Below are 25,902 nucleotides of genomic sequence, written 5' to 3' on the forward strand. Positions count from 1 at the left end.
GAAATTTAATACAGAAGGGGTGGCCCCCGTCCGAGCTTGAAAGAGCTTGGACGGCGCGGGCCGCCCCTTCTGCATTTTGCCGGCTAGGCGTTGGGCTGGCCGCCACGCAGCTCGTCTAAGGCCTTATCTAAGGGGTCCGGTCCCGGCCGCCCACATCTGAGGTCCAATGAGGGCTCGTACTGCGTGATCTCCCGATCCTCCGGACCGGGCCTTAGCGCGAAGGTTGGTGTATCGGAAAGCACGAGCAGCCAATCAGCTGGGGGAACGCAATGCACACGTCATGGAGTGGCACTCCGCAAGACCTGACTTCAGCCACGGCAGCCGGTCTCACTCGTGGGCAGAGCCTGCCGTACCAGCGTCTGGAGGGATTTGCCGAGGCGGAGATGCGTTACCGGCAGCAGCGGATGCTGGCGGAGGTCTCCGGCCGGCGTTCCTCGCGGAGCCGGTGCACCAGCCCCGGCGGCAGCACCGGTCCGGTCGGCGGCACCGGCCAGGAAAAGTCGCAGGCGCAACACGGGGGAATGGTGACACGATGGACAACGTGGCTTTCGTCGGTTCTGCCGCGCCGTTCGTCGCGCGAGTCGGCCAACTCGAGCGCCTGCGCGAACTGATGGCGCTGGCCCGCTCCGGCACGGCCACGGGGGTGGTCATCGGCGGCGATGCCGGAGTGGGCAAGACGCGCACCATCACGGAGGCCGGGCAGCACGCGGCGTCCACCGGCTTCTTGGTCCTGACCGGGCGTTGTGTCGACCTGGGTATGGGGTCCCTGCCATATCTGCCCTTCGCAGAGGCCCTTTCCCAACCGTTGCGGTGGGGAGAGCGGGACCGCCCCGATCAGGAGCGAGTGGCCCAGGTTGTTCGCGAGGTGGCCGAACAGCGTCCCAACCTGGCTCAGATCATCGGGGCGGCGGCCGATTCTGTGCCGCGCAGCCTCGGTGAGGCCGGCCTCGACCGGCTGGCCTTGTTCGAGGCGGTGTCGCATCTGCTCGGGCGCGTGTCCGGCGAGGTTGCTCCGGTGCTTCTCGTCCTCGAAGACCTGCACTGGGCCGACGCTTCCACCCGAGATCTGGTCCGGTTCCTGTTCAGCAGGCTCGGCCCGGACCGTCTGCTGGTGCTGGCCAGCTACCGGGCCGACGATCTGCACCGGCGCCATCCCCTGAGGCCGTTGGTCGGAGAGCTGGCTCGTCTGCCGCGGGTCGAGCAGATGCAGTTGCCGCCGCTGTCCAAGGCCGAGCTCGGTCAGCTGCTGGCCGGGGTCACCGGTGCTCCGCTCAAGCCTGCTCTCCTGCGGCGCATCGCGGCTCGATCCGCAGGAAACCCTTACTACGCCCAGGAGATTCTGGCGGCCGGCGAAGACGGGCGGTTGCCGGCCGGGCTCACCGATGTGCTGCTCGAACGGCTGGAGCAGCTGTCGGACCCGGCCAAGAAGGTGGTGCGCCTGGCCTCGGTTCTTGGTTCGGCCCGCATCGAGGATTCGATCCTGCGGGCGGTTGCCGGTGACAACGACACGCGTGACCGGCTGAGCGGCGACGAACTGGAGGTTGCGCTGCGCGAAGCCGTGGCTCAGCAGGTCCTCGTGCCGGAAGAGCTGGACCGCTACCGCTTCCGGCACGCTCTGCTGCAGGAGGCCGTCTACTCGGACCTGTTGCCCGGTGAACGGGTGCGCTTGCACAAGGCCGTGGCCACCTGCCTCAAACCGATCATCGGCACGCCCGGCGCCCGCGGTGTCGCGGCCGAGGTGGCTCGGCACAGCCTGGCCGCCAACGACATGCCCAGCGCCCTGAACGCCTCGCTTCAAGCAGCTGGCTTCGCTGCGCGGGGAAATGCGCCGGCCGAAGCCCTGCAGCATTACGAACAGGCCCTTCAACTCTGGGATGTCGTGCCGCCCGAGCAGCATGCGCAGCAGCTGCCGCGCAGCGCGGTCAGCCTGCAGGCCGCCGATGCGGCCAGCGATGCCGGGCTCCACGAGCGAGCGGTCGATCTGGCTACCGCTGCCACCGAAGAAGCCGAAGGCGAAGCGGATTTCCCCGCTGCCGCCAAGGCCCGGGCCACCCTGTCGCTGCACACCTACCAGGTGGATCGGCCTCGCGAAGCGCGTGAGCATGCCCTGCGGGTGATCGGCGACCTGGCGGACGACGAGGCCCCTTCGCCCGCCCGGGCTCTGGCCTGGGCCATGGTCGCGCGCATCCATCTAGGCTTCGGCGAGCCGTCCGACGCGATGAAGGCGGTGACGCCGGGCCTGGTCGAAGCTCAGAACCTGGGTATGACCGCCCTCCAGGTCGATCTGCTCACCTCTCAGGCGGTGGCCGAAGGCATGCTCCGCCGGGATGAGGAGTCGTCCCGGTCCTACCGGCTGGCCCGCGCTGCCGCCGAGATGTCCGGTGACACAGCCGGTACCGTCCGGGTGCTCTACAACATCGCGATCAACCATCTGGACCAGGGCAATCTGGCCGCCGGCATCTCCAAGCTGCTGATCGCGATCGAGGTGGCCGACGCCAACGGGCTGACCGCCAGCATGTACGGAGCCAACGCCCGGCGTCTGCTGATCACCACGCTCTGGCACGTCGGCGACGTCAAAGGCGCTCTCGGTGTGGTCCGCCCCGACACCGGCTCCGCCCGCCTGCCCATGTCACTCGTCACCCATCTACGGCTGATCGAGTTGCCGGTCATCGCCGCCCGCGATCCGGAACAGGTGCTGCGGTCCGACGACTGGCTGGTGATCGGCGACGACGCCTGGGAGCGGCAGGTACTGCACACCGCCCGCGCCGAGGCTCTGGCCTGGCTGGGGCAGTGGGAAGAAGCAGCCGTGCAGACCCGCTACGCCCTGGACTACGTGCTTACCGACTCCGAACCCTGGCACTTGTCCGGCGTCGCGATTGATGCCCGGGGTGTGAGCGTTCTGGCTGACGGTGCCGAGAATGCCCGTGCTCAGGGCAATTCCGAGGCCGAGCAGTTCGCTCTCGCCGAGATCGAGCAGTTCCTCGAGGACGGCCGCACCCGGGGTCGGCTCGGACTGCCCCGCCGCGGTGTGATGGGCCCAGAAGGCATTGCCTGGCTGGCCCGACTCGAACTCGAATGGGCTCGGGCCCAAGGCAAGGACACTGCAGCCGCCTGGCTGGAGCTGGCCGAGGCCTTCGAAGGGGTATCGGTCTACGAGGTTGCTCGGGCCCGATGGCGGGCGGCTGTCGGCTTGATCCGCGAGGACAAGAAGGCCGAGGCCGGCGAGCAGATCCTGCTGGCTTACACGAACGCCGCCCGGCTGGGGGCAGTGCCACTGATCCGCAGGCTGGAGCCGCTCGCTCAGCAGACCGGCGTCGCCCTGCCCAGCACCGATCTCACGGCCGAAGAAAGCCTCACAGCCGAAGGAAGCCTCGTAGGGGAAGCGAACCAGGAAGGTGAACGGGACCACGCCGACGAGCGACTAACCGCCGGCGGAGGCAGACCGCAGAACGGAAGTAGCCCCGTAGACGAAGCACATCCGATCGAGCCGCGGAAGTCGGCTGGCGAACGAAAACCTTTCGCCAGCACCGCTGAACCGGCTCTGACCCCTCGTGAACGAGAAGTCATGGCGCTCGTCGCGGAGGGCCTGACCAATCGGGCGATCGGCGAACGGCTCTACATCAGCGAGAAGACGGCCAGTGTCCACGTCTCCAACGTCCTGGCCAAGGTCGGGGCTTCCGGGCGGACCGAAGCCGTGGCCATCATGAGCCGGCTGGGCCTGATCAGCTGAGCTCCGGTAGTCGCCGGTGGCAGCAACGGGGATAGTCGCCGGCGGTAACACCAGGGGTAATCGCCGGCGGCAGGAACGGGGGTAGTCGTCGATGGCAGCAACGGGGGTAGTCGCCGGCGGCAGCAACAGGAGTAATCGCCGATGGCAGCAACGGGCGCATGGCTTCGGTGCGGCCACAGACGGGTTCGTCGGCGCTCCCGGGGGCACGAAGAACGTCCTTCGGTGGAGAACCGAGCGCGCGGGTTTAGGCTCTCGGGGTGCTAGCCGCTGCGTTCGTCCCGGGTCCGCCCTTGCTGGTTCCAGCCCTCACCGGCGCTCCGGCCAGAACCGCGCCGGGGGAAGACCGCGTCCCCGAAGACCGCGTCCCCAACGGCCAGGTCGTGCGTCCCGATATCGAGGACAGCGCAGGCATGGCAGCCGGTGCCGGGGTGTCGGTCGCCGATCTGACCGCTCCGCTGCTGGCCGCCTGCGACCAGGCCATCTCTAGTCTGGTCGGTGTAGCACCCCAGACGTTGGTGGTGGTCGGCGCGGGCGAACGCACCTGGCGTCACCCGTCCGAAGCATGGGGCACACTCACGGGGTTCGGCGTGGCGGTCGAGGCCCCGAACCAGCACGCGGACTCGGCTCCCGAGCTTCCCCTGTCGCTGACCATCGCGCGCTGGCTGCTGGAGCGGGTCGGATGGACCGGCAAACTGGTTCTTCAGGAAGTCGCCGCCACTGCCTCGGTGCCGGACTGCCTCGAACTGGGCCACTCGCTCGACCAGCAAGCCGGACCGGACACGGCCTGGCTGGTGGTGGGTGATGGAACCAACCGGCGGGGGATCAGGTCGCCCGGCTTCGAGGACCCTCTGGCCAAGGACTTCGATGCCGAGGTGGCCAAAGCCCTGGTCGGCGTCGATCCCGATGCGTTGTCCGCCCTCGACCCCCAGCGGGCCGACGAGCTCGGCTGCGTCGGACGGGCCTGCTGGCAGGTGATCGCCGGGGCCCTGGACGAGCCGGGCTCGGCCGCTGCCACCCTGCGTTACGAGGGAGCCCCGTTCGGCGTGGCCTACTTGGTGGCCGACTGGCAGTTCAGGGCGTAAAGGGCGTAGAAGAACGATCTGGGTTCCGGCGTCGGCAAGGCGTTGACGACAAGCGTGGCTGAGGGAATGAACAACATGATCATCGCGGTGGTCGGTGCGACCGCTACCGGAAAATCGGACCTGGCGATGGAACTTGCCGAGGCGCTGAACGGCGAGGTGATCAACTCCGACGCCATGCAGCTCTACCGCGGCATGGACATCGGCACGGCCAAGGTCCCGGTGGCCGAGCGGCGAGGCATCCCGCACCACCTGTTCGACGTGCTCGACGTGACCGAAGAAGCGAGCCTGGCCGCCTACCAGCGCGACGCCCGGGCTGCGCGCGACGACATCCTGGCCCGGGGTAAGACGCCGATCCTGGCGGGAGGTTCCGGGCTGTACGTACGCGCGGTTCTCGACCAGTTGGAGATCCCGCCCACCGACCCCCGCGTAAGGCTGCGGTTGGAGCGGGAAGGTGAGCAGGCCGGGGCAGCCGAAATGCACCGGCGTCTGGCCGAACAGGATCCGGCGGCGGCAATCGCGATCCTGCCCGGCAACATCCGTCGCATTGTCCGGGCGCTGGAGGTCATCGAGATCACCGGCCGCCCGTTCAGCGCAACCCTGCCCAAGCCCGAGTACGACGTGCCGGCGGTACAGATCGGCCTGCTGGCGCCGCGCGAGGAACTGGACGACCGGATCGCGGCCCGGGTTGTCCGGATGTGGCAGGCCGGCCTCGTCGAGGAAACCGTGCGACTGGTCTCCGAAGGCCTGCTGGACGGGAAGACCGCACCCCGCGCGCTGGGTTACGCCCAGGTGCTGCGGATGCTGGAAGGCGAACTGGACGAGGTGGAGGCCCAGGTGGACACGGTCAACACCACCCGGAAGTTCGCCCGGCGGCAGGAGTCCTGGTTCCGGCGGGACGACCGCGTCACCTGGTTGCCGTATGACGCCCCTGATCTTCGGGAGCAGGCGCTGGCCACGGTCTCGGCCGCAAGTAGCCTTACCTCGTGACCACGTTCGCCAAAGGCCACGGCACGGAGAACGACTTCGTGCTGCTCGACGATCCCGAGGGCCGGATCGACCTGACCCCGGAGCTGATCCGCAGCCTCGCCGACCGCCGCGCCGGGTTGGGCGCCGACGGGGTGATCCGCGTCGTCCGCAGCGCCGCCGCGGGGCAGGACCCGAGCGCCGAGTGGTTCATGGACTACTGGAACTCCGACGGCAGCGCCGCCGAGATGTGCGGCAACGGCAGTCGGGTGTTCGTGGCGTACCTACTGCGCCGGGGCTGGGTCAGCCTGGAGGACGGCGAGGAGCTCAACATCGCGACGCGCGGCGGCGTGATGCCCGTGCGGCGGCGCGGTGAGCTCTTCACCATCGACCTCGGCGCCTGGAAGGTCGCCGGCGGTCCGCCCGCAGTAGCTGCCGGCAGCGACGTCACCGTCACCTTCCCGGGCCTACCCCCGCTGCCCGGCCTCTCCGTCTCGTTGAGCAACCCGCACGTCGTGGTCGCCCTGCCCGATGTGGAGACGCTTGCGGCACTGGATCTTTCGGTGCCCCCGATCGTCGACCCGGCTCCGCCGAACGGCACCAACGTCGAGATTGTGGTGCCGCTGCACGACCAGAGCGTGCGCTCCGAGCTCGGCCATCTGAAGATGCGGGTCCACGAGCGTGGCTCAGGCGAAACCCGCTCATGCGGAACCGGAACCGTGGCGGCCGCGCTGGCCGCCCGGGCCTGGGGCGGAAACCTCGCCCCGGACCACTGGCGAGTGGACGTACCCGGCGGAACCCTCTACGTCGACGCGGAAGGTACGGCCAGCGAAGGCGACTCGGCCAAGCTTTCCGGCCCGGCTGTGATCGTGGCCGAAGGCGAACTAGTCACCTCCTGAGCAAGTCGCCACCGTGTCCTCGAACTGGTAACGAACGCTGGGCGCCATTCGTACGCATGGCGCCCAGAACGTCCCTAATTGGAAGCCGCAGCCGTGACCCGCAAGACCCGGTAACCCTTGGCGCTACCCGCGCGCACCACCGACCAGCCCGTCGGCAACTGGGTCTGCAGCCAGCCGTGCAGGGAGTCGGCCCCGAGGTTGCGCTGCACCACCAGGTGCGCCGAAGCCTCCGGCAGCAGCCGGGGCAGCCACTTCAGCAGCATGGCGTGCAGTTCCGGCTTACCCACCCGGATCGGCGGATTCGACCAGATCGCCGCGAACCGCACCTCGTCCGGCACCTGGTCCGGCTTCACCGGGCGCACCCGCGAAGCTCCCGCCCGCCGGGCGTTCAGGCCGGTCAGCTCCAGGGCCAGCTCGTTCACGTCGACCGCCCACACCGTGGCCTGGGGCGAGTGCAGCGCCTGGGTGAGCGCGATCGGCCCCCAGCCGCAGCCCAGGTCGAGCAGATCGCCCTCGGGCGGGGGCGCGGGCACCTCGCGCAGCAGCACCCGGGTGCCCAGGTCGAGGCGGTCGCCGCTGAACACGCCGCCGGCCGTGGTCACCGTGACTTCACGCCCGGCCAGCATGATCTCGACCTCCTGACGGGCGGAGGTCTCTTTCGGCGTACGGAAGTAGTGGGCGCCGGGCTCGGCCGGGCCTGAAGGTTCGCTGGTCATCGCCGTCCAAGATTAGGGCCCGGCACCGACACTCTTCACCGCGGGCGGGAATCTCACTGGCCACCGCCGCTGTTGACATGCAAGGCTGGATGTCGTAAGTCCAGCCGCCCGACATCATGGAGGACACCCTGAGTATCAAGGAACGCAGCACTGCCGACCGTAGCGAGGCCGTCGAGCGCATCCTGTCCCGGCAGGGAACCGCGCTGGCCGAGGGCAACACCCGCTGGGGTGAGCACGACGGGGACCAGAGCGACCTGGCCGATCGCCAGGCCCTGCGGCGCGTCAGCGGGCTGTCGACCGAACTCGAGGATGTCACCGAGGTCGAGTACCGGCAGCTGCGCCTGGAGCGGGTCGTCCTGGCCGGCATCTGGACCAGCGGCAACACCGCCGAGGCGGAGAACTCCATCCGGGAGCTCGCGGCCCTGGCCGAGACGGCCGGATCCCAGGTTCTGGACGGCGTTCTGCAGCGTCGGTCCTCACCCGACCCGGGCACCTACCTGGGCCGGGGCAAGGCCGAGGAGCTGCGGGCCATCGTCGAGGCCACCGGCGCCGACACCGTGGTGTGTGACGGCGAGCTCTCGCCCTCGCAGCGCCGGGGCCTGGAAGACATGGTCAAGGTGAAGGTCATCGACCGCACCGCGCTGATCCTGGACATTTTCGCCCAGCACGCCAAGTCCAAGGAGGGCAAGGCTCAGGTCGAGCTGGCCCAGTACGAGTACCTGCTGCCCCGCCTGCGCGGTTGGGGTGAGTCGATGTCCCGGCAGGCCGGTGGCCAGGTGGGCGCCGGTAACGGGATGGGCTCGCGTGGTCCCGGTGAGACGAAGATCGAGCTGGACCGGCGGCGGATCCGGGCCAAGATGGCCAAGCTGCGCCGGGAGATCGCAGCGATGAAGACGTCCCGGGTGACGATGCGCGACTCCCGTCGCCGCAACGCCGTCCCCGCCGTGGCCATCGCGGGGTACACCAACGCCGGCAAGTCCAGCCTGCTCAACCGGCTCACCGGCGCGGGCGTGCTGGTCGAGAACGCGCTGTTCGCCACGCTGGACCCGACGATCCGCCGGGCGAGCACCCCGGACGGCCGGGAGTTCACCCTGGCCGACACCGTCGGGTTCGTCCGCAGCCTGCCCACCCAGCTGGTCGAGGCGTTCCGCTCCACCCTGGAGGAGGTCGCCGACTCGGATCTGCTGCTGCACGTGGTCGACGGTTCCCACCCCGACCCGGAGAGCCAGATCAGCGCGGTGCGGTCGGTGCTGGCCGAGCTGCGCGGCGACGTGCCCAAGGAGATCGTCGTCGTGAACAAGAGCGACGCGGCCGACCCGGAGGTGCTGAACCGTCTGGTTCTGCGCGAGCCGCAGGTCATCGTGGTCTCGGCGCACACTGGCGAGGGCATCGACAAGCTGCTCGACCTGATCCAGGACGAGCTGCCCCGTCCGGACGTCGAGATCGACGTGCTCGTGCCCTACGACCGGGGTGACCTGGTCAGCAAGATCCATGAGCGGGGCGAGGTGCTGACCGAGGAGCACGTGGCCGAGGGCACGCGGATCAGCGCCCGGGTGAACTCCGGGCTGGCCCACCTGCTGGCCGGCTACCGGCGGGAAGTCACCGTTTCCTAGCGGTGCAGCTTCAGAGTCACCGAAACCACGCAACCGCCGGTCGGGCGCGGGGTCATCACCAGGTCGTGAGCCAGTTCGGCGGCCAGGTAGAGCCCGCGCCCGTGCTCGGAGAACGCGTCGACGGGCAGCCGCGGCACCAGCTGCTGCTGCTCGTCGAGCAGTTCCGGGCGTTCGGTGAAGCCCGGCCCGACGTCGGCCACACTGAGCAGGGGATGCGGCCCGTCCCAGCTCAGCGCGATCCATGCTGGTCCGGGCGTGTGCGCGAACGTGTTGTTCAGCAGCTCCGCCACCACCACCTCGGCGGCATCCAGCTCGGCCGGGTCACTGTCGGCCGAGGCCCGGCTACGTAACGCGGCCATCACCAGGCGACGTACGTGCGGCACCTTGGCAGGGTCGTCAGCGTCCAAGGTCCAGGAAAGCAGCCCGCCGCTCTCGACAGCGGGGGTAGGACGGCGAGCCGGCACGGTCATCACTTCTTGTCGGCAGCCGTCCTGCTTTCGGACAGCGCGGGTTCCCACCCGCCGGGTCGTACTCATCCGTGTGCTCCTCGCCGACTCCCTACGGGGCCCGCCGCCGTGCTCTCGGCGGCCGCAACCTTCGCGCTGCGGACAAAACTGCAGTACGAGGGCGGTGCCCGGAGGCCCGGAGGGCCATATTCAGGTCTTTGGAGTACGGACGGTTAGGCTGGTCCGATGGCTTCCACCCCCGATCCCGAGCCGGACGAGCAGCTCGAGGAGGGGGAGACGGACGCGACTGCCACGGGCAGACGTCCTCGATCAGACTCCCCAGCCACCGACCCCACCGGTACCGACGGGACCGAGGCGGGCCGACGTCCTCAGACAAGCGCGACCAAGCCCGAAGCCGAGCCGGGCAAGCCGAAGAAGAAGAGCGGCAAGCGCCTGGTGAGCAAGCTGCTCGCCGCCACCGTCTCGGAGATCGGTGGTACCCCGCGCGAGGGCCAGATCCAGATGGCCGAGGCGGTCGACGAGGCGATCAATGCACGCAAGCACCTGCTGGTCCAGGCCGGTACCGGTACCGGCAAGTCACTGGGCTACCTGGTCCCGGCGGCCAAGAAGGCGGTCAATTCCGAGCGCCCGGTGGTGATCTCGACCGCCACGCTGGCCCTGCAGGCCCAGATCGTGGAGCGCGATCTGCCCCGGCTGGCCTCGGCCCTGACCGGTGAACTCGGCCGCTCGCCCAGCTGGCAGCTGGTCAAGGGCCGGCGTAACTACGTCTGCGTGCACAAGCTCGCCGGTGGTTTCCCCGACGACGACACGCTGTTCGACTCCCCGGCCGAGCTCCCGGTACTCGACCAGCTGGACAAGGGGGTCACGCATCCGGCCCCGGCCAGCACCGGTGTCACCTACAGCGCGGCGGCCAGCAAGCTGGGCCGTGAGGTGGTGAGACTGCGCGAATGGGCAGAATCCACCCGCACCGGTGACCGCGACGAGCTGGTTCCGGGTGTCTCGGAGAAGGCCTGGCGGCAGATCTCGGTCAGTGCGCACGAGTGCCTGGGCGCCTCCCGCTGCCCGATGGCGGGGGACTGCCACGTCGAACTGGCCCGCGAACGCGCCCGCGACGTCGACATCGTGGTCACCAATCACGCTCTGGTAGCGATCGATTCGTTCGAGGGCCGGGCGATGCTGCCCGAGCACGAGGTGCTGGTGCTCGACGAGGCGCACGAGTTCGCCGATCGGGTCACCTCGGTCACCACCGACGAGATGACCGCCCCGATGGTCGAGTCGGCCGCCCGGGGCGCCCGGCGGGTCGGGGTCGGTGACACCACCATGCTCGAGGTGGCCGGAGAGACGTTCGAGGCAGTGCTCGAGGGGATGCCCGCGGGGCGGCTGGAAAACGGCGTCCCGGAAGGACTTCTGGCCGCCATCACGCAGATCCGGGACACGGCGCGGGCCGTGATCTCGTCGATCCAGCAGCTGGCCAAGGACGAGAAGGGCGGCGAGGGCGACGGTGCCCTGCAGGTCGCCCGGGCGGCGGTCACCGAGGTTTTCGACGTGGCGGAGCGGCTGGTCTCGGCCGCGGCGCAAGCCCAGGCGTACGACGTGATCTGGGTTTCCCGGTCAAAGCGGATGGACGGGGGTGAGCGCGTCGGCCTGCACGTGGCGCCTTTGTCGGTGGCCGGGTTGCTGCGCGAACGTCTGTTCGCCGACCGCACGGTGGTGCTTACGTCCGCCACTTTGACGTTGGGCGGCTCCTTCGACTCCGCCGCCGGCTCGGTAGGCCTCGGGGGAGAGGACGCGCCGGAGTGGACGGGCCTCGACGTGGGTAGCCCGTTCGACTATTCCAAGCAGGGAATCCTCTATCTGGCCAAGCATTTGCCGCAGCCCGGGCGGGACGGCACTTCCTCCCAGTCGATGGACGAACTGGAGGAGCTGATCAAGGCGGCCGGCGGACGCACGCTGGGCCTGTTCTCCTCCCGGCGGGCGGCCGAGGCGGCGGCTGAGGAGCTGCGCGAACGGCTCGACGTGCCGATTCTCTGCCAGGGCGACGACAGCATGAACACGCTGGTCAAGGAATTCGCGGCGGATCCGCGCACCTGCCTGTTCGGCACGCTGACGCTGTGGCAGGGGGTGGATGTCCCGGGGCCCAACTGTCAGCTCGTCGTGGTCGACCGGATCCCGTTCCCGCGCCCGGACGACCCACTGGCCTCGGCCCGGCAGCGCGCCGTGGCCCAGGCCGGGGGTAACGGGTTCATGTCGATCGCGGCCACGCATGCCGCCCTGCGCCTCGCCCAGGGGGTGGGCCGGCTGATCCGCTCGTCCGAGGACAAGGGGGTGGTGGCGGTGCTCGACCCGCGGCTGTCCACGGCTCGGTACGGCAGCTTCCTGCGGGCTTCGCTTCCGCCGTTCTGGACCACCACCGACAAGGCCGTCGTGCTGAAGGCGCTACGGCGGATCGACGAGGCCGCCAGCTAGGACGACGGGGTGGAGAGACCACGCCCCTCCACCCCGTTCGAGTGGTTCAGGCGCGCAGCGAGACCCGGACCGCGCTGGTCAGGTCGTCGATGGTGGCGACCCCGTCCAGGAAATCGTCCGGGAAGGTGGCGTCCAGCGCCTCGCCCATCGCGGTCAGCAGCCGGGGGCGCGCGGCCTCGTCCAGCTCGAGGGTCAGCGGGTGCTCGTCCGCCAGGCCGTCTGCGGGGACTCGCAGCTGCCGGGCGACCACGGCACGTACCGCCGAGTCGAGTTCTACGACCGTAAGGTCCACCACGGGATCGGACACAGCGATCCTTCCTGTCCGGCCGGCGCCGGTGAACGGGCCGGGTCGGCGTCTTGCCTGCCTGTTACCTGCCTGGTGCTGGCGTTCGCGTGCCCGAAACACGCTCGACGCCCGGAGGACACTAGCGCGCCCGGACCTCGGGCGGTGCCGCCAAACCCCTGATCGGGCCCGGTGAGATATCAGACAGCCGTTGCGCCCGGTCGGCCCTGGCCGACTGCCCATCAACGCTGGGCCGGCTGTCCGCCTGCGCTGGGCAGGCATGAAGAAACCGGCTCCGCGCAGGCCAGGCGGAACCGGTTTCGTTTTCGGGCGGCGCCCGTTGCGGCGGGCGCCGATGCGGTCTGCGCGGGTCAGACGCGCCGCATGACCGCCACCACACGGCCCAGGATCGTCGCGTCGTTACCCGGGATCGGCTTGTACGCCGCGTTGTGCGGCAGCAGCCAGATGTCGCCGTTCTTGCGCTTGAACGTCTTCACCGTGGCCTCCCCGTCGATCATCGCGGCGACCACCTCACCGTTCTCGGCCACCGGCTGACGGCGCACCGCGACCAGGTCGCCGTCGCAGATCGCGGCATCGATCATCGAGTCCCCGACGACCTTCAGCAGGAACAGCTCACCGTCCCCGACCAGCTGCCGGGGCAGGGCGAAGACGTCCTCCACCGCCTGCTCGGCCAGGATCGGGCCACCGGCGGCGATCCGGCCGACCAGCGGGACGTACGACGGCGAGGGCTGCGCATCGTTCTTGGACGACTCGTCCGGGACCGCTGCTCCGGCACTGCTGCGGGCCAGCGCCGGGCGCTCGCCCGGCATGATCACCTCGATCGCCCGGGGACGGTTCGGGTCGCGCCGGACGAAACCCTTCTTCTCCAGGCTGGAGAGCTGGTGGGCGACGCTGCTCGGGCTGGTCAGCCCGACCGCCTCCCCGATCTCGCGCATGGTGGGCGGGTAGCCGCGACGGTCGACGGTCTCCCGGATGGTCTCCAGCACCCGTCGCTGGCGGACGGTGAGGCCGTCGCCGTCCGGGGGGCCGTCGGGGAGCGTGCGCACCGTCGCGCCCCCCTTCTCCGAGACCGCCGCGCCGGCGGTCGGATCGTCTGCCATCTGCCACCTCCATGACCCTGTGCCCGGCGGACCGCCGGACACGATCACCCTAGGAAAGCCCGGCGACACTTTCAAACAAGTGTTCGAACGTGTCGCGTGTCGGGGCCCGGGGAGTGGTACACATTGAACACGTGTTCGATCGAACCTGTGTTCGAATGCCGATCGATCGTCCCAGAATCCCCGTCGTTGAAGGAGTCGAAGGATGAGCCTGACGTCTGCTCCGTCGTCCGCCCGCAATCGGGCCTCGCAGCGCGCTCGCTCTGGCCGTTCCGACATCTGCGGAGAACGTCCGCACCTTCGTCTGGTCCGGGACGACGAGCGCGCGCCGCGGGTCGAGAGCGCTTTGATGCGGCGGCTGGGCGATCTGGGGCGCCTTGGTGGATTCGGCCGGATTTCGGGCGAACTATGGACGTCGAACCCCGGTTTCGTGCGCGGGCGGGCTATGGCTCGGGGCGAGGGAAAGACGCCGGGGGCGAGTTTCGGCCTCCGGCGTTCTTCCGGCCGAGGTGAAGCGGAGGCGTCCGCGCGGGGTAAGCAGCGGACGTCGCCGTCGGGTTCCGCGGCCGGGCGCAGTCGCGCTCGGGTCGAGGGGAGCGCCGCGCAGCCTCGGGGGCGCGGCGCGCAGGGAGTAAGTGGCGGAACTGAGCGGTCCTACGGGAGCGTGCGCGGGAGTCGCGCCGCAGAGTCCCGGGAGCGGACAGGCGTAGACGGTGCGGCCGGCCGGCGGGGTGGGGCGGTTGCGCGGTCGGACAGCGGTGCTGCGGCAGTAGTGCGTTCGGGTGAAGTTCGGCAGCGGGCCTCAGTTCTCGCCGGTGGGGCGGGCAGGCAGGCGGACGCTGCTCGGGTCACCGCGGGCGGTACTGGGCAGCGGGCCATCGTGCTCGGGCGGAGCAGTGCGGGACGTGCGGGCCAGGTACCGGCCCAGAACGCCGATCGGGAACGGGCCGGCGCGCCCACCCGGCCCGGCGTAACGCCTCGTCGGTCGGATGCAGTTCAGCGGGCTTCGGTTCTGGCGGGTACTCACACCATCGATGTCGATGCGGCGACGTCTCACAGCCGGCCCGGCGCGGTCGGTTCCCGCCACACCGAAGGCGGCGTCACTACGTCGCGCCCGGACCAGCGCCACCGAATTGCCGAGAACCAGCACCATCGGGCGGAATCAGTCTCCAGCGGATCCTCGCTGCGGCTCACCCGCCGGGGGCACGTCGTGGTGCGGGCCGGAGCCGCGCTGCTGGCCACGGTGTCGGTCAGTGCCGGGGTTCTGATGGTCAACCGCACCGCCGAAGCCGGCTCTGACGCCGGCCAGATGCCGGTGACCTACCGGATGGTGCTGCCCGGCGAGACGCTCTGGGGCATCGCCGGCGAGGTCGATCCGGCGGGCGACCGGGGGGACACCGTCGCCGACATCATGGAGCTGAACGCCCTCAGCAGCGCCGCCGTGGCGGCCGGGCAGCGGATCGCTCTTCCCGGCGAATAACTGCGCATGTTCGGCCGGTGACATGCAGTGGGCACTAGATGTAGGGGTTCGGGCGCCCGGATCGGGTCGGGCGTGTCGCGTCCGCCACGTGATCACGGATGGGTCGCACCGGCGTGTCTCAAGATCATCCGCGATCCGGACACGTATCGGCCGCCACGATCGGTAGCTTTATAGTTGCGCCCGGTAGTCACTCGATCGAGGTAACCGACCGGCAACGGTGCAGGTCGCACGCACGAGTTCCAGGGGTGCCGGATGCGCGGGTTAAGGTCCTGGAGGCCGGTCGGCCGCGGTGGATCATTAAGCCGCCCCGATGTCCAGGATCCGGCCGGGCCGGGCCGGGACTCGGCCTCCGAGCGGCTCGCCGAGGATTCGGGCGGCTTGCGTGTCGTCCGCCGCCGTCCTAGCGTTACCCCTAGATGTAGTAGTTACATACCTGTAAGCAATCCACATCTAGTCATCCGATGGTCACAGGGCGGAGCCGGCTCTTCCGTGCGTCCCGCTCGCCGGGCCGGCTTCGGATGGCCGGATCGGTCTGCCCGAGCCTCTTGGGAGGAGTCGTCATGAACTGTCCCTTCTGTCGCCACTCCGATTCCCGGGTGGTCGACTCCCGCAGTACCGACGACGGCGCCGCGATCCGCCGGCGGCGGCAGTGCCCGCAGTGCGGCCGTCGCTTCAGCACGCTGGAGACGGCTAGCCTGACGGTGGTCAAGCGGTCGGGGGCCACCGAGCCGTTCAGTCGCACCAAGATCATGACCGGCGTGCGCAAGGCCTGCCAGGGCCGCCCGGTCGGCGAGGACGACCTGGCCCGGCTGGCCCAGCGGGTCGAGGAGACCATCCGGGCCACCGGCTGCGCCGAGATCGAGGCGCACGAGGTCGGCCTGACCATCCTGTCGCCGCTGCGTGAACTCGACGAGGTCGCCTACCTCCGGTTCGCCAGTGTGTACCAGGCTTTCGAGTCGCTCGAGGACTTCGAGTCGGCGATCACCGTGCTGCGGGCCGAACGGGAGCCGACCGGCGTCGAGCCGGGCGGGCCGCCCACCACCGGCGCCAGCTGACCGGACCAGACCTCAGATGCCCAGCACCACCGGTCCCACCCTGCACCACCCGTAGCAGTACGCCTGCAACGCAACGAAAATCCATCAATACGCCGCAGATCGGCGCAAGTGCGCTGTCGTACGCCAGAAAACGCGTGCGCCGGTGCCAGTACCTAAGGGGAACGGAAGAATGACGGAGACCGCCTCAGGCCAGGGGTCGCGCAAGACGCGTAACGGGGCACCGCAGGTGCGCCGGACCGGCCTGAAGATCGGCCGGGTCTACACCACCGAGGGGATCCACCCCTACGACCAGGTCACCTGGGAACGGCGTGACGTCGTCCAGACCAACTGGAAGTCCGGCGAGACGATCTTCGAGCAGAAGGGCGTCGAGTTCCCCGACTTCTGGAGCCTGAACGCCTCCACGATCGTCACCACCAAGTACTTCCGGGGCGCCGTCGGCTCCGACACCCGTGAGTCCAGCCTCAAGCAGCTGATCGACCGGGTCGTGCTCACCTACACCAAGGCCGGCCGGGACAACGGCTACTTCCTGAGCGAGCAGGACTCGGAGATCTTCGAGCACGAGCTCACCTGGATGCTGCTCAACCAGGTGTTCGCGTTCAACTCCCCGGTCTGGTTCAACGTCGGCACCAGCGCCCCGCAGCAGGTCAGCGCCTGCTTCATCCTGTCCGTCGACGACTCGATGGACTCGATCCTGAACTGGTACAAGGAAGAGGGCTTCATCTTCAAGGGCGGCTCCGGCGCCGGCCTGAACCTCTCCCGGATCCGTTCCAGCAAGGAACTGCTGAACAGCGGCGGCACGGCCTCCGGCCCGGTCTCCTTCATGCGCGGCGCCGACGCCTCGGCCGGGACGATCAAGTCCGGCGGGGCCACCCGGCGCGCGGCCAAGATGGTCGTGCTCGACGTCGACCACCCCGACATCGAGGAGTTCGTCGAGACCAAGGCCAAGGAAGAGACCAAGATCCGCGCCCTGCGCGACGCCGGTTTCGACATGGACCTCGGTGGCAAGGACATCCACAGCGTCCAGTACCAGAACGCCAACAACTCGGTCCGGGTCAGCGACGAGTTCATGCGCGCCGTCGAGTTCGGCGAGCAGTTCGGCCTGACCAGCCGTACCACCGGCGAGGTGATCGAGTACGTCGACGCCAAGGAGCTGTTCGGCAAGATCTCCCAGGCCGCCTGGGAGTGCGCCGACCCGGGCATCCAGTACGACGGGGTGATCAACGACTGGCACACCACCCCGGAGTCCGGCCGGATCACCGCCAGCAACCCGTGCTCGGAGTACATGCACCTGGACAACTCCAGCTGCAACCTGGCGTCGCTGAACCTGCTGAAGTTCGTCCAGGAGGACGGCAGCTTCGACGTCGAGAAGTTCACCAAGGTCACCGAACTGGTGATCACCGCGATGGACATCTCGATCTGCTTCGCCGACTTCCCGACCGAGGCGATCACCGAGACCACCCGCGCCTACCGCCAGCTCGGCATCGGCTACGCCAACCTCGGCGCGCTGCTGATGGAGTCCGGCCTGGGCTACGACTCCGACGGTGGCCGCGCCCTGGCCGCCTCGATCACCTCGCTGATGACCGGCGCGGCCTACCGCCGCTCGGCCGAACTGGCCGGTGTGGTGGGTGCTTACGACGGTTACAAGCGCAACGCAGAGGCGCACCGCCGGGTGATGCGCAAGCACGCCGCCGCCAACGACACGATCCGCACCATGCACCCGATGGACATCGCCGTGCAGCGCGCTGCCACCAAGGAGTGGGAGAAGTCGCTGAAGATCGGTGAGCAGAACGGCTGGCGCAACGCGCAGGCCTCGCTGCTGGCCCCGACCGGCACCATCGGCTTCATGATGGACTGCGACACCACCGGCATCGAGCCGGACTTCTCGCTGGTCAAGTTCAAGAAGCTGGTCGGCGGCGGGTCGATGCAGATCGTCAACCTGACCATCCCGCGGGCGCTGCGCAAGCTGGGCTACGCCGAGGAGACGGTCGAGGCGATCGTCGAGTACATCGGCGAGCGGGGCCACGTGATCGACGCCCCCGGGCTGAAGACCGAGCACTACGAGATCTTCGACTGCGCGATGGGCGAGCGCGCGATCGCCCCGATGGGCCACGTCCGGATGATGGCGGCCACCCAGCCGTTCCTGTCCGGGGCCATCTCCAAGACGGTCAACCTGCCCGAGTCCGCCACGGTCGAGAACATCGCCGACGTCTACTTCCAGGGCTGGAAGCTGGGCCTGAAGGCGCTGGCCGTGTACCGCGACAACTGCAAGGTCGGCCAGCCGCTGTCGGACGCGAAGGCCAAGAAGGCCGACGAGCCGGTCCAGGTGGAGAAGGTCGTCGAGAAGGTCGTGGAGTACCGCCCGACCCGTAAGCGCCTGCCGAAGTCGCGGCCCTCGATCACCACCCGCTTCACCGTGGGCGGGGCCAAGGGCTACATGACCGCCGGCTCCTACCCGGACGACGGCCTGGGCGAGGTCTTCATCAAGCTCGGCAAGCAGGGCTCCACCCTGGCCGGGATGATGGACTCCTTCTCGGTGGCGGTGAGCATCGCGCTGCAGCACGGGGTTCCGCTGCAGACCTACGTGGAGAAGTTCACCAACCTGCGCTTCGAGCCGGCCGGCCTGACCGACGACCCGGACGTGCGGATGAGCTCCAGCATCATGGACTACGTGTTCCGCCGCCTGGCGCTGGACCACCTGTCCTTCGAGGAGCGCTCGGCCCTGGGCATCTACTCGGCCGACGAGCGGGCCCGCGAGCTGGCGACCGGCTCGTACCTGCCGCAGGACGACGACGGTGACGACGTGGAGGAGGAGCTGGAGACCCTGGCTCAGTCCGCGCCGGCGGCCAAGGAGAAGCAGGAGGCCGCCCAGCAGCCCCTGACCACGGGCGACGCCGGCAGCACGCTGCCGGTGGTGAACGTGAGCGGTGCCGCCTCGGCCAAGTCCGCCCCGACCGCGGTGCACTCCTCGGCCGAGCTGTTCGAGGCCATGCAGGGCCGCACCTCCGACGCGCCGATGTGCTTCACCTGCGGCACGAAGATGCGCCCGGCCGGTTCCTGCTACGTCTGCGAAGGCTGCGGCAGCACCTCCGGCTGCAGCTGAAAATGACGGTGCCCGGCGGGTCTTCACCACGGCCGCGCTGAGAGCCTGAATGTCCCCCGGACCACTACGGTCCGGGGGACATTCGCGTTTGCCCTGACCTCAACCAGGCGCACAAGACTGGCAAAAGCGCCAAAGGTGGCATGAAACGTCCACAAGCTCGATAGTCTTGACCGCACCAGTCGAGCCGCCGGTGAGGAGGTAGATCGCCGTGGAAACGCTGAACGGTCTCCTCTCGTTCGTGCTCTTCGGCGGGGTGGCACTGACTTTCGTGACCGTGTTCGGGTTCATCGGGTTCTCCCTGATCAAGTCGCTGAGAACCTGGAACGCGAACAACAACACCCCTTTACAGACCATGGAGGCGGTCGTGGTGGGGCAGCGGCTGGAGGTCCGCGGCGGTGACTCACGCCCCGAAACGGCGTCCCACCTCTACTACGTCACCTTCGAGGTGCAGGGCCACGCCCGCCAGGAGTTCGGGATCTACAACGGTGATCACCTCTGGATCACCCCGGGCGATCGCGGGTTGCTGCGGTATCAGGGCACCCGGTACCAGGGCTTCAACCGCACGAGTCAGGCCTGAGTAGCCGTGTCCGAGACACTCACCCTGCTGGTCCTCGTCGTGTGCTTTCTCGGGGCGATCCTCAACGGGGTCTTCGGGATCAATCCGCGGACGGTCCGCCAGCGCATCCGCGAAGCGAGCGTGGTGAAGGAAGAGGTTCCGGCCCGGCTGTTGGCCAAACGCCACGAGATCCGCCTCCGCGGCGGCGACAAGGGGAGGTACACGGTGTACTTCGTGACCTTCGAACTGCGCTCTGAGCAGCGTCTGGAGTTCCAGGTCGAAGGTCCCGAGAGCGGCCTGCTGGCCGAGGGGGACCGGGGAACCCTGCGGTTCCAGGGCACGCGCTACCGCGGGTTCGACCGGTTGCCGCAGGATCGCTGAATCGGCGACTGGGCCGAAAAGGTCACAGGTCCCGGATGCATCGCCGGCGCGGTGTCCGGCGTCTGTACGGTGGCGCGTCACTACCACCGCAGGAGGTCCCGATGGACGTAGGTTCGTTCAGCGAGTTCGACGACACGTTCGGTTTCGGGATGGTCGCGTTCTTCGTCTTCTTCTTCGGCATCCTCGCTCTGGTCCTGGCCGTGTTCGCGACGATCATCGTCAAGGGCCTGTTGCAGTGGAACCGGAACAACAACTCACCGCTGCTCACCGTGCCGGCCGTCGTGGTGGCCAAGCGCCGCCACAACAGCCGTAACGAGAACGGCTCGAGCACCTGGTACTACCTGACTTTCGAGCTGCAGGGCCACGAGCGGGTCGAGCTGCCGGTGCACGGCCACCAATGGGGGACGCTGGTTGAGGGCGATCGCGGTCGCCTCACCTATCAGGGCACTCGGTACAAGGGTTTCGACCGGACCCCGCAGGATCGCTGAGGGATTTCGGGCAAGGACTGGGGACGTGGGCGCGCCTACCTGGGGCACCGGGCGGTTTCGCCGGTGCCCCAGGTGAGGTCAGAGCCGCAGTGACTCAGTCGTCATCGTCGTTGCCCTGGTGCACGTCGTCCCGGCCCGGGCCGCCGTAGAGCTTGTCCTTGCCGGAGTTGCCCTCCAGGTCGTCGTTACCGGAGTTGCCCCAGATCCGGTCGTTGCCGCGGCCGCCGGAGATGTCGTCGCTGCCGGAGCCGCCGTACAGCTTGTCGTTGCCCGACTCGCCCTCGATGTCGTCCTCACCCGAGCCACCGAAGACGGTGTCCGCCCCGGCGCCGCCCTCGATCTCGTCCTCACCGGCGCCGCCGCAGATCAGGTCGTTCCCGCCGCGGCCGTCGATCTCGTCCTCGCCGCCCCGGGCGACGATCACGTCACGGCCGTTCGTGCCCCGGATCTCGTCGTCGCCGTTGGTGCCGACGATCGTGGCCTTGACCCCGTTGCAGGTGTACTTGGCCGCGGCGGCCTGCGGCGCCGAGCTCGCGGCGGCGGGACCGGCCAGCAGGAAGGTGCCGGCTCCGATCGCGGCGGCCGCGGTGACGGCGAACGGGACGGTACGGATCAGCTTGCGGGACATGCTCACTCCTGAAGTAGTCGCCTGTGAACTGGTGACTACTTCACCGGCCAGGGGTGAGCCGAACAGGAGAGGATGATGAAGGGCCTCTCATCCGGCTGATCCTTTTGCGGGCTTTTGCCCCTACCGTGGGGCGATGGACCGTCGTCAGCTCGAGTACTTCCTGGCCGTGGCGGAGTACGGCAGTTTCACCCGGGCGGCTGCGGCCCTGACCATCGCCCAGCCCAGCCTCTCGCACGCGATCGGGTTGCTGGAGCGGGAGCTGGGCTCGACCCTGTTCGAGCGGCTGGGCCGGGGCGTGCGGCTGACCGCGGCCGGGCAGGCGCTGCTGCTGCCCGCCCGCCGGACCCTGCGCTCGTTCCAGGTGGCCACCACGGCGGTGCGCAGCGTGACCGACGTGGGCTTCGGCCGGCTGACGATCATCTCCAACACGCTGTGGGCGGTCGAGCCGCTCACCCAGATCATCGGTGAGTTCCGGCAGGCGCACCCGGCCGTGCAGTTCAGCGTGGATCACCCGGCCCGGCGCTCGGAGGTGCTCAGCCAGGTCCGCTCCGGCGAGGCGGACTTCGGCCTGGTCGACGGCACGCCCCCGGCGACCGGGGTGCTGGAGAGCCAGTGGCTGGTGGAGCACCGGCTGGTGGCGGTGCTGCCGCCGGAGGCGCTGCCCGGTCCGGCCTCGGTGACTCTGGCCGAGTTGCTTCCGTTCGGCCTGATCAGCACCTTGCCCGGCACCGCCCTGCGGGATCTGCTCGACCTTGAGCTGCAGGTGACCGGGGAGGCTCCGGACCTGGCGGTGGAGACGGCGCACCTGGCCTCGGTGATCCCGCTGGTGCTGGCCGGAGCGGGCGCCGCGTTGCTGCCCGCGGGTCTGGCCGAGGACGCGGGCCGGCGTGGAGCCCGGGTGCTGCCGTTGCGGCGGCCGACCACGACCGCGGTGCACCTGATCTGGCGTTCTCGGGGACTGAGCAGCCCGGGGGAGAGGTTCCGGGCCCTGGCGGCCACGATGTTCCCCGATCTGTCCGGGCCGTTGGCTGGGCTATAGATTTTGTCTATAGAATTTAAAGGGAACTGATCTTCCTCCCTGGTGGGCGGCTATCGACGCCCGTGGCTTCGACTGCCACGATCAGCTCAGCCGCAGCGAGGTGCCACTTTCGCCGGCGACCGCTGTCGGCCTGCTGGTAAAGGCCTGCGGCAAGCAGTGTTTCGGGAAGGTGAAGAACACGCACCGGCACGGTTTCGGGTATCGGACGGAGGTGATGAGGATGCCTGGGAGGGCAACGGCGGCGCCCGGTCCGGGCAGGGATCGGTGTAACCGGATTGCTGCTCGCAGTCATCGGATTCGCCCGCCGGCGAGTGAGAACGCTCACGGTGGCCAGGGTTGCCGGAGCGCTTCTGTCTGCGCCCGGCCGACTTCCGGCCCCGCTGGCCCGGTCGGCGCCAGGTGTGGTATCCGGCCCGGATTTTCCGTTCTGCGCGAGCCATCCGCGTGGTTTCCTGGCATGGTTGGCCGTCCGGAAACCGCACGCCGGCGAAGTCGTGCGCCTGACGAACGATTTGACGATGATGCCTGCGCGCTGCCCCGAAACGCCCGCCCGCGCTGCGCTGTCCGCGCGCCGGGCAACAACTTTCGCTGTTCCCGGGACCTGCCGCAACCGAACCTGGCCCCCGCCGGACGGTTTGCCTCCCGCGCACGTCCCGTCGTCGATCTCCCCCGCAGCACCGGAAGAAGGAGAAGCAGGATGAGGCCTCCCGGACGAAATGGTCTGAGGGCACTGGCCGTCGCACTGTGCGTGGCCGTGGTCACCGCCGGCTGTTCCAGCGCCGAGGACAAGGGCGACTTCGCCCTGGTCGGTGACAGTGGAGGCGGCGGTGACAGCGGCAGCGAGTCGGTGACGCTGATCCAGCAGCCCTGGGTCGACCTGCAGGCGGAGAACGAGATCGCCAAGCAGATCCTGGAGGACCTGGGCTACTCGGTCCGGGTCAACGAGGTCTCGGTGGAGCTCGGCGCCCGGGCCATCGCCAGCGGTGACGCGGACGCCTACCTGGGCAACTGGTGGCCCTCGCAGGAGCCCACCTACGGCGAGCTGATCGACGGCGGCGACGTGGTGGTGGACAGCACCATCCTGGAGGGCACCGAATACTCGCCGGTGATCCCCGGCGACACCGCCGAGAAGCTGAACATCAAGTCGCTGGCCGACCTCGACCAGCACGCCGACGCGTTCGGCCGCCGGATCTACGGCATCGAGGCCGGGGCCCCGGGCAACGAGACCATCCAGAAGGCGATCGACGAGGACGCCTACGGTCTGGGTGACTGGAAGCTGATCGAGAGCGGTACCCCGGCGATGCTGGCCCAGGCCGAGAAGGCGCAGGGCTCCGGTCAGGCCATCGCCTTCCTGGGCTGGAGCCCGCACTGGATGACGGTGCAGTTCAAGACCGTGTTCCTGGAGGACCCGGACGGCGTCTGGGGCGGCGCCGGCGAGATCCGCACGGTCTCGCGCAAGGGTTTCGCCGAGGACAACCCCAACATCGCCACGTTCCTGAAGCAGCTCAGCTTCACCACCGACGAGGCCGGGCAGTTCTACTACGACCACGACAAGGACGGGAAGTCGCTGAGCGACATCGCGGCCGCGTGGATCGAGGCCAACCCCGAGCGGGTCGGTGAGTTCCTGCAAGGCGTGAAGTCCAGTGACGGTCAGGAAGCGGAGTCGGTGATCCTCAAATGATCGAAGGCAAAGGACTCAGCAAGGCCTACGGGCTCAGCACCGCGGCCGCCCGCCGGGCCCTGGCCAGTGAGGACCCGGCCGCCGCGGTGGCCCGGGCCGGCGGCTACCTGGGCGCGCACGACGTCAACTTCAAGATCGAGACCGGCGAGATGTTCGTCGTGATGGGTCTTTCCGGCTCCGGCAAGTCCACCGTGCTGCGGATGATCAACCGGCTGAACGAGCCGAGCAGCGGTGAACTGCTGATCGACGGCGAGGACATCGTCAAGGTCGCCGACTCCCGGCTGCGGCAGATCCGCAACGAGAAGATCGGCATGGTCTTCCAGCACTTCTCGCTCTTCCCGCACCGCACGGTGCTGGAGAACGCGGCCTACGGGCTGAAGGTACGCGGGGTCGGCAAGGCCGAGCGGTTCGAGAAGGCCGACGCCGCGCTGAGCCGGGTCGGCCTGGACGGGCGCGGCTCGAAGTACCCGCACGAGCTGTCCGGCGGTATGCGCCAGCGCGTCGGCCTGGCCCGGGCGCTGGCCGTGGACCCGCCGATCCTGCTGATGGACGAGCCGTTCTCGGCCCTGGACCCGCTGATCCGCCGGGACATGCAGGACCTGCTCACCCAGTTGCAGGCCGAGGACAAGCGCACCACCGTGTTCGTCACCCACGACCTCAACGAGGCGATGCGGATCGGCGACCGGATCATGGTGATGCGCGACGGCAAGGTGGTCCAGGTCGGGGCCGGGGTGGAGATCGTGGCCCGCCCGGCCGACGACTACGTCAGTGAGTTCGTCTCCGACGTCGACCGGGCCCGGGTGCTCACCGCGGCCGACCTGGTGCGCCCGGCCCTGCTCACCTTCAAGGTGGACGAGGACCCGGCGGCCGCGCTGACCCGGCTGGCCGACAACGAGGCGGTGGGCGCGTTCGTCCTGGAGGACGACGGGCACCTGCTCGGCGTGGTCACCGACACCAACCTGCACGACGCGATCAACCGCAAGCAGAAGGACCTGGCCCGCTGTGTGACCAAGGACTACCACGCGGTCGCCCCGGACGCCGTGATCGGTGACTTCATGCACCTGGCCGGGCGCCAGGTGGTGCCGGTGACCGTGGTGGACGAGAACGGCAAGCTGGCCGGCGTGGTGCCCCGCGCGGCCATCCTGTCCAGCCTTTCGAGCGTTGCCGAGGCCCGCGAGGAGGCGACCGTCAATGCCTGAGATCAAGATCGGCCAGTACGGTGAGGACGTCATCAACTGGCTCACCGACAACCTCGAGGGCTTCTTCGACTGGCTCACCACCCTGCTGAGCCACCTGCTGCGGTTCACCTACGACATCGTCGCCGGGCTGCAGCCGATCCCGATGACCGTCGTGTTCGCGGTGATCGCGCTGGTGATCACCCGCAAGGTGGGGCTGACCGTGCTGCTGACCGTCGGCCTGCTCCTGGTCGACGGGATGGGCCTGTGGTACGAGACCATGCAGAGCCTGGCCACCGTGCTGCTGGCCACCGCGGTCGCGCTGCTGATCGGGATCCCGGTGGGCATCTGGGCGGCGTTCAACCCGGTGGTCCGGGCCGTGGTCGGCCCGGTGCTGGACTTCATGCAGACCGTGCCGACCTTCGTGTACCTGCTGCCGACGGTGCTGTTCTTCGGTATCGGCGCGGTGCCCGGGATGATCGCCACCATCGTGTTCGCCGCCCCGCCGGCGGTGCGGCTGACCACGCTGGGCATCCGCCAGGTGGACGCCGAGACGGTGGAGGCCTCGGCCGCGTTCGGCGGCTCGCGCTGGGAGATCCTGCGTGAGGTGCAGCTGCCGCTGGCCCGGCCCTCGATCATGGCCGGCGTCAACCAGGTGATCATGCTGGCTCTGTCGATGGTCGTGGTCGCCGGTCTGGTCGGCGGTGAAGGACTGGGCGGGATCGTCGTCTCGGCGGTCCAGAGCCTGCAGATCGGCGCCTCGATCGAGGGCGGCCTGGCCGTGGTGGTGCTGGCCATCTACCTCGACCGGGTCTCCGCCGCGCTGGGTGGTCAGGGCCGGGGCAACCCGTCCTGGTGGCCCAAGCGCAAGGCCACCGAGGGCCTGGAGCAGGCCCAGGTCAAGCCGGCCGAGAGCAAGGACCTCGTCGCCGCGAGCTGATCCCCCTCGATTGAGGACGTCGGTGGCCAACTGGCCGCCGAC

Annotated in this window: 22 protein-coding genes; 16 read left to right on the forward strand and 6 right to left on the reverse strand. The window is 69.1% G+C overall.

Annotated elements, in window-relative coordinates; translation table 11 throughout:
* The first annotated feature begins 532 nt into the window (after positions 1-532).
* The 4 genes from LR394_RS24710 (at position 533) to dapF (ending at position 6,674) form a co-directional block, all read left to right on the forward strand.
* Entirely contained in the window at positions 533-3,730 is a 3,198-nt protein-coding gene (locus LR394_RS24710) for a helix-turn-helix transcriptional regulator (RefSeq protein ID WP_231446380.1), read from the forward strand.
* A gap of 257 nt (positions 3,731-3,987) precedes the next feature.
* Positions 3,988-4,812 (forward strand): class III extradiol ring-cleavage dioxygenase family protein, encoded by an 825-nt coding sequence (locus tag LR394_RS24715; protein WP_231446382.1) that lies wholly within the window; start codon positions 3,988-3,990, stop codon positions 4,810-4,812.
* A 66-nt stretch (positions 4,813-4,878) separates the two neighbouring features.
* A complete protein-coding gene (gene miaA / locus LR394_RS24720; protein ID WP_407937123.1) occupies positions 4,879-5,799 on the forward strand; it encodes a tRNA (adenosine(37)-N6)-dimethylallyltransferase MiaA in 921 nt (306 codons plus the stop codon).
* The gene (gene dapF / locus LR394_RS24725) at positions 5,796-6,674 is read left to right on the forward strand and encodes a diaminopimelate epimerase (RefSeq protein WP_231446386.1); all 879 of its coding nucleotides are present in this window, start codon (positions 5,796-5,798) and stop codon (positions 6,672-6,674) included. The genes miaA and dapF overlap by 4 nt, the downstream gene beginning before the upstream one ends.
* 74 nt (positions 6,675-6,748) lie before the next feature.
* On the opposite strand, the gene LR394_RS24730 is transcribed toward dapF, so the two are convergent.
* Positions 6,749-7,390, reverse strand: a complete 642-nt coding sequence (locus LR394_RS24730) for a class I SAM-dependent methyltransferase (RefSeq protein ID WP_231446388.1) — start codon at positions 7,388-7,390, stop codon at positions 6,749-6,751.
* 116 nt (positions 7,391-7,506) lie between these two features.
* Between LR394_RS24730 and hflX the strand changes: the two genes are divergently transcribed.
* Positions 7,507-9,003 (forward strand): GTPase HflX, encoded by a 1,497-nt coding sequence (hflX, locus tag LR394_RS24735; RefSeq protein WP_231446389.1) that lies wholly within the window; start codon positions 7,507-7,509, stop codon positions 9,001-9,003.
* On the opposite strand, the gene LR394_RS24740 is transcribed toward hflX, so the two are convergent.
* Positions 9,000-9,539 carry an ATP-binding protein gene (locus LR394_RS24740; RefSeq protein ID WP_231446390.1) on the reverse strand — a complete coding sequence of 180 codons (540 nt, stop codon included), beginning with the start codon at positions 9,537-9,539 and terminating at the stop codon, positions 9,000-9,002. The two genes, hflX and LR394_RS24740, sit on opposite strands and share 4 nt — an antisense overlap.
* Before the next feature lie 156 nt (positions 9,540-9,695).
* Between LR394_RS24740 and LR394_RS24745 the strand changes: the two genes are divergently transcribed.
* Positions 9,696-11,936, forward strand: a complete 2,241-nt coding sequence (locus LR394_RS24745; RefSeq protein ID WP_231446391.1) for an ATP-dependent DNA helicase — start codon at positions 9,696-9,698, stop codon at positions 11,934-11,936.
* A gap of 46 nt (positions 11,937-11,982) precedes the next feature.
* Here LR394_RS24745 and LR394_RS24750 read toward each other — a convergent pair whose 3' ends face one another.
* The 3 genes from LR394_RS24750 to LR394_RS24760 all read right to left on the reverse strand — a co-directional run bounded on the left by LR394_RS24750 (position 11,983) and on the right by LR394_RS24760 (position 14,490).
* On the reverse strand, positions 11,983-12,243 hold the full coding sequence (locus tag LR394_RS24750; RefSeq protein ID WP_231446392.1) for a hypothetical protein: 261 nt from the start codon (positions 12,241-12,243) through the stop codon (positions 11,983-11,985).
* A gap of 347 nt (positions 12,244-12,590) precedes the next feature.
* Complete coding sequence (gene lexA / locus LR394_RS24755; RefSeq protein WP_231446393.1) at positions 12,591-13,340, reverse strand: transcriptional repressor LexA; 750 nt, start codon at positions 13,338-13,340, stop codon at positions 12,591-12,593.
* 799 nt (positions 13,341-14,139) lie between these two features.
* Entirely contained in the window at positions 14,140-14,490 is a 351-nt protein-coding gene (locus LR394_RS24760; protein ID WP_231446394.1) for a hypothetical protein, read from the reverse strand.
* 57 nt (positions 14,491-14,547) lie between these two features.
* Between LR394_RS24760 and LR394_RS43170 the strand changes: the two genes are divergently transcribed.
* From LR394_RS43170 to LR394_RS24790, 6 genes are all read left to right on the forward strand, one after another.
* Positions 14,548-14,817 (forward strand): LysM peptidoglycan-binding domain-containing protein, encoded by a 270-nt coding sequence (locus tag LR394_RS43170; RefSeq protein ID WP_231446396.1) that lies wholly within the window; start codon positions 14,548-14,550, stop codon positions 14,815-14,817.
* Between the two features lie 560 nt (positions 14,818-15,377).
* A complete protein-coding gene (gene nrdR / locus LR394_RS24770) occupies positions 15,378-15,872 on the forward strand; it encodes a transcriptional regulator NrdR (protein ID WP_231446398.1) in 495 nt (164 codons plus the stop codon).
* Positions 15,873-16,041: 169 nt separating this feature from the next.
* Complete coding sequence (locus LR394_RS24775) at positions 16,042-18,972, forward strand: vitamin B12-dependent ribonucleotide reductase (RefSeq protein ID WP_231446400.1); 2,931 nt, start codon at positions 16,042-16,044, stop codon at positions 18,970-18,972.
* A gap of 208 nt (positions 18,973-19,180) precedes the next feature.
* Positions 19,181-19,549 (forward strand): DUF2500 domain-containing protein, encoded by a 369-nt coding sequence (locus LR394_RS24780; protein WP_231446401.1) that lies wholly within the window; start codon positions 19,181-19,183, stop codon positions 19,547-19,549.
* 6 nt (positions 19,550-19,555) lie between these two features.
* Complete coding sequence (locus tag LR394_RS24785) at positions 19,556-19,909, forward strand: DUF2500 domain-containing protein (RefSeq protein WP_231446402.1); 354 nt, start codon at positions 19,556-19,558, stop codon at positions 19,907-19,909.
* A 101-nt stretch (positions 19,910-20,010) separates the two neighbouring features.
* On the forward strand, positions 20,011-20,397 hold the full coding sequence (locus tag LR394_RS24790; protein WP_231446403.1) for a DUF2500 domain-containing protein: 387 nt from the start codon (positions 20,011-20,013) through the stop codon (positions 20,395-20,397).
* Positions 20,398-20,491: 94 nt separating this feature from the next.
* On the opposite strand, the gene LR394_RS24795 is transcribed toward LR394_RS24790, so the two are convergent.
* Positions 20,492-21,025 carry a calcium-binding protein gene (locus tag LR394_RS24795; RefSeq protein ID WP_231446404.1) on the reverse strand — a complete coding sequence of 178 codons (534 nt, stop codon included), beginning with the start codon at positions 21,023-21,025 and terminating at the stop codon, positions 20,492-20,494.
* A 133-nt stretch (positions 21,026-21,158) separates the two neighbouring features.
* On the opposite strand from LR394_RS24795, the gene LR394_RS24800 reads away from it, so the two are divergent.
* From LR394_RS24800 to LR394_RS24815, 4 genes are all read left to right on the forward strand, one after another.
* Complete coding sequence (locus LR394_RS24800) at positions 21,159-22,064, forward strand: LysR family transcriptional regulator (protein WP_231446405.1); 906 nt, start codon at positions 21,159-21,161, stop codon at positions 22,062-22,064.
* A 697-nt stretch (positions 22,065-22,761) separates the two neighbouring features.
* Entirely contained in the window at positions 22,762-23,745 is a 984-nt protein-coding gene (locus tag LR394_RS24805) for an ABC transporter substrate-binding protein (protein ID WP_231446406.1), read from the forward strand.
* Entirely contained in the window at positions 23,742-24,944 is a 1,203-nt protein-coding gene (locus tag LR394_RS24810; protein WP_231446408.1) for a quaternary amine ABC transporter ATP-binding protein, read from the forward strand. Before LR394_RS24805 ends, LR394_RS24810 begins: the two co-directional genes overlap by 4 nt.
* Positions 24,937-25,860 (forward strand): ABC transporter permease, encoded by a 924-nt coding sequence (locus LR394_RS24815; RefSeq protein WP_231446410.1) that lies wholly within the window; start codon positions 24,937-24,939, stop codon positions 25,858-25,860. Before LR394_RS24810 ends, LR394_RS24815 begins: the two co-directional genes overlap by 8 nt.
* Positions 25,861-25,902: the final 42 nt, after the last annotated feature.

It is taken from the genome of Kineosporia babensis (assembly GCF_021129305.1).
Lineage (GTDB): Bacteria > Actinomycetota > Actinomycetes > Actinomycetales > Kineosporiaceae > Kineosporia > Kineosporia babensis.

Excerpts from the sequence above, each read along its gene's own strand:
- LR394_RS24795 (WP_231446404.1), bottom strand. The coding sequence starts at position 21,025 with ATGTCCCGCAAGCTGATCCGTACCGTCCCGTTCGCCGTCACCGCGGCC.
- miaA (WP_407937123.1), top strand. The coding sequence starts at position 4,879 with ATGAACAACATGATCATCGCGGTGGTCGGTGCGACCGCTACCGGAAAA.
- LR394_RS24810 (WP_231446408.1), top strand. The coding sequence starts at position 23,742 with ATGATCGAAGGCAAAGGACTCAGCAAGGCCTACGGGCTCAGCACCGCG.
- LR394_RS24730 (WP_231446388.1), bottom strand. The coding sequence starts at position 7,390 with ATGACCAGCGAACCTTCAGGCCCGGCCGAGCCCGGCGCCCACTACTTC.
- LR394_RS24800 (WP_231446405.1), top strand. The coding sequence starts at position 21,159 with ATGGACCGTCGTCAGCTCGAGTACTTCCTGGCCGTGGCGGAGTACGGC.
- LR394_RS24790 (WP_231446403.1), top strand. The coding sequence starts at position 20,011 with ATGGACGTAGGTTCGTTCAGCGAGTTCGACGACACGTTCGGTTTCGGG.
- LR394_RS24815 (WP_231446410.1), top strand. The coding sequence starts at position 24,937 with ATGCCTGAGATCAAGATCGGCCAGTACGGTGAGGACGTCATCAACTGG.
- LR394_RS24805 (WP_231446406.1), top strand. The coding sequence starts at position 22,762 with ATGAGGCCTCCCGGACGAAATGGTCTGAGGGCACTGGCCGTCGCACTG.
- LR394_RS24710 (WP_231446380.1), top strand. The coding sequence starts at position 533 with ATGGACAACGTGGCTTTCGTCGGTTCTGCCGCGCCGTTCGTCGCGCGA.
- LR394_RS24740 (WP_231446390.1), bottom strand. The coding sequence starts at position 9,539 with ATGAGTACGACCCGGCGGGTGGGAACCCGCGCTGTCCGAAAGCAGGAC.
- LR394_RS24760 (WP_231446394.1), bottom strand. The coding sequence starts at position 14,490 with ATGGTGCTGGTTCTCGGCAATTCGGTGGCGCTGGTCCGGGCGCGACGT.
- hflX (WP_231446389.1), top strand. The coding sequence starts at position 7,507 with ATGGAGGACACCCTGAGTATCAAGGAACGCAGCACTGCCGACCGTAGC.
- nrdR (WP_231446398.1), top strand. The coding sequence starts at position 15,378 with ATGAACTGTCCCTTCTGTCGCCACTCCGATTCCCGGGTGGTCGACTCC.
- lexA (WP_231446393.1), bottom strand. The coding sequence starts at position 13,340 with ATGGCAGACGATCCGACCGCCGGCGCGGCGGTCTCGGAGAAGGGGGGC.
- LR394_RS24775 (WP_231446400.1), top strand. The coding sequence starts at position 16,042 with ATGACGGAGACCGCCTCAGGCCAGGGGTCGCGCAAGACGCGTAACGGG.
- LR394_RS24745 (WP_231446391.1), top strand. The coding sequence starts at position 9,696 with ATGGCTTCCACCCCCGATCCCGAGCCGGACGAGCAGCTCGAGGAGGGG.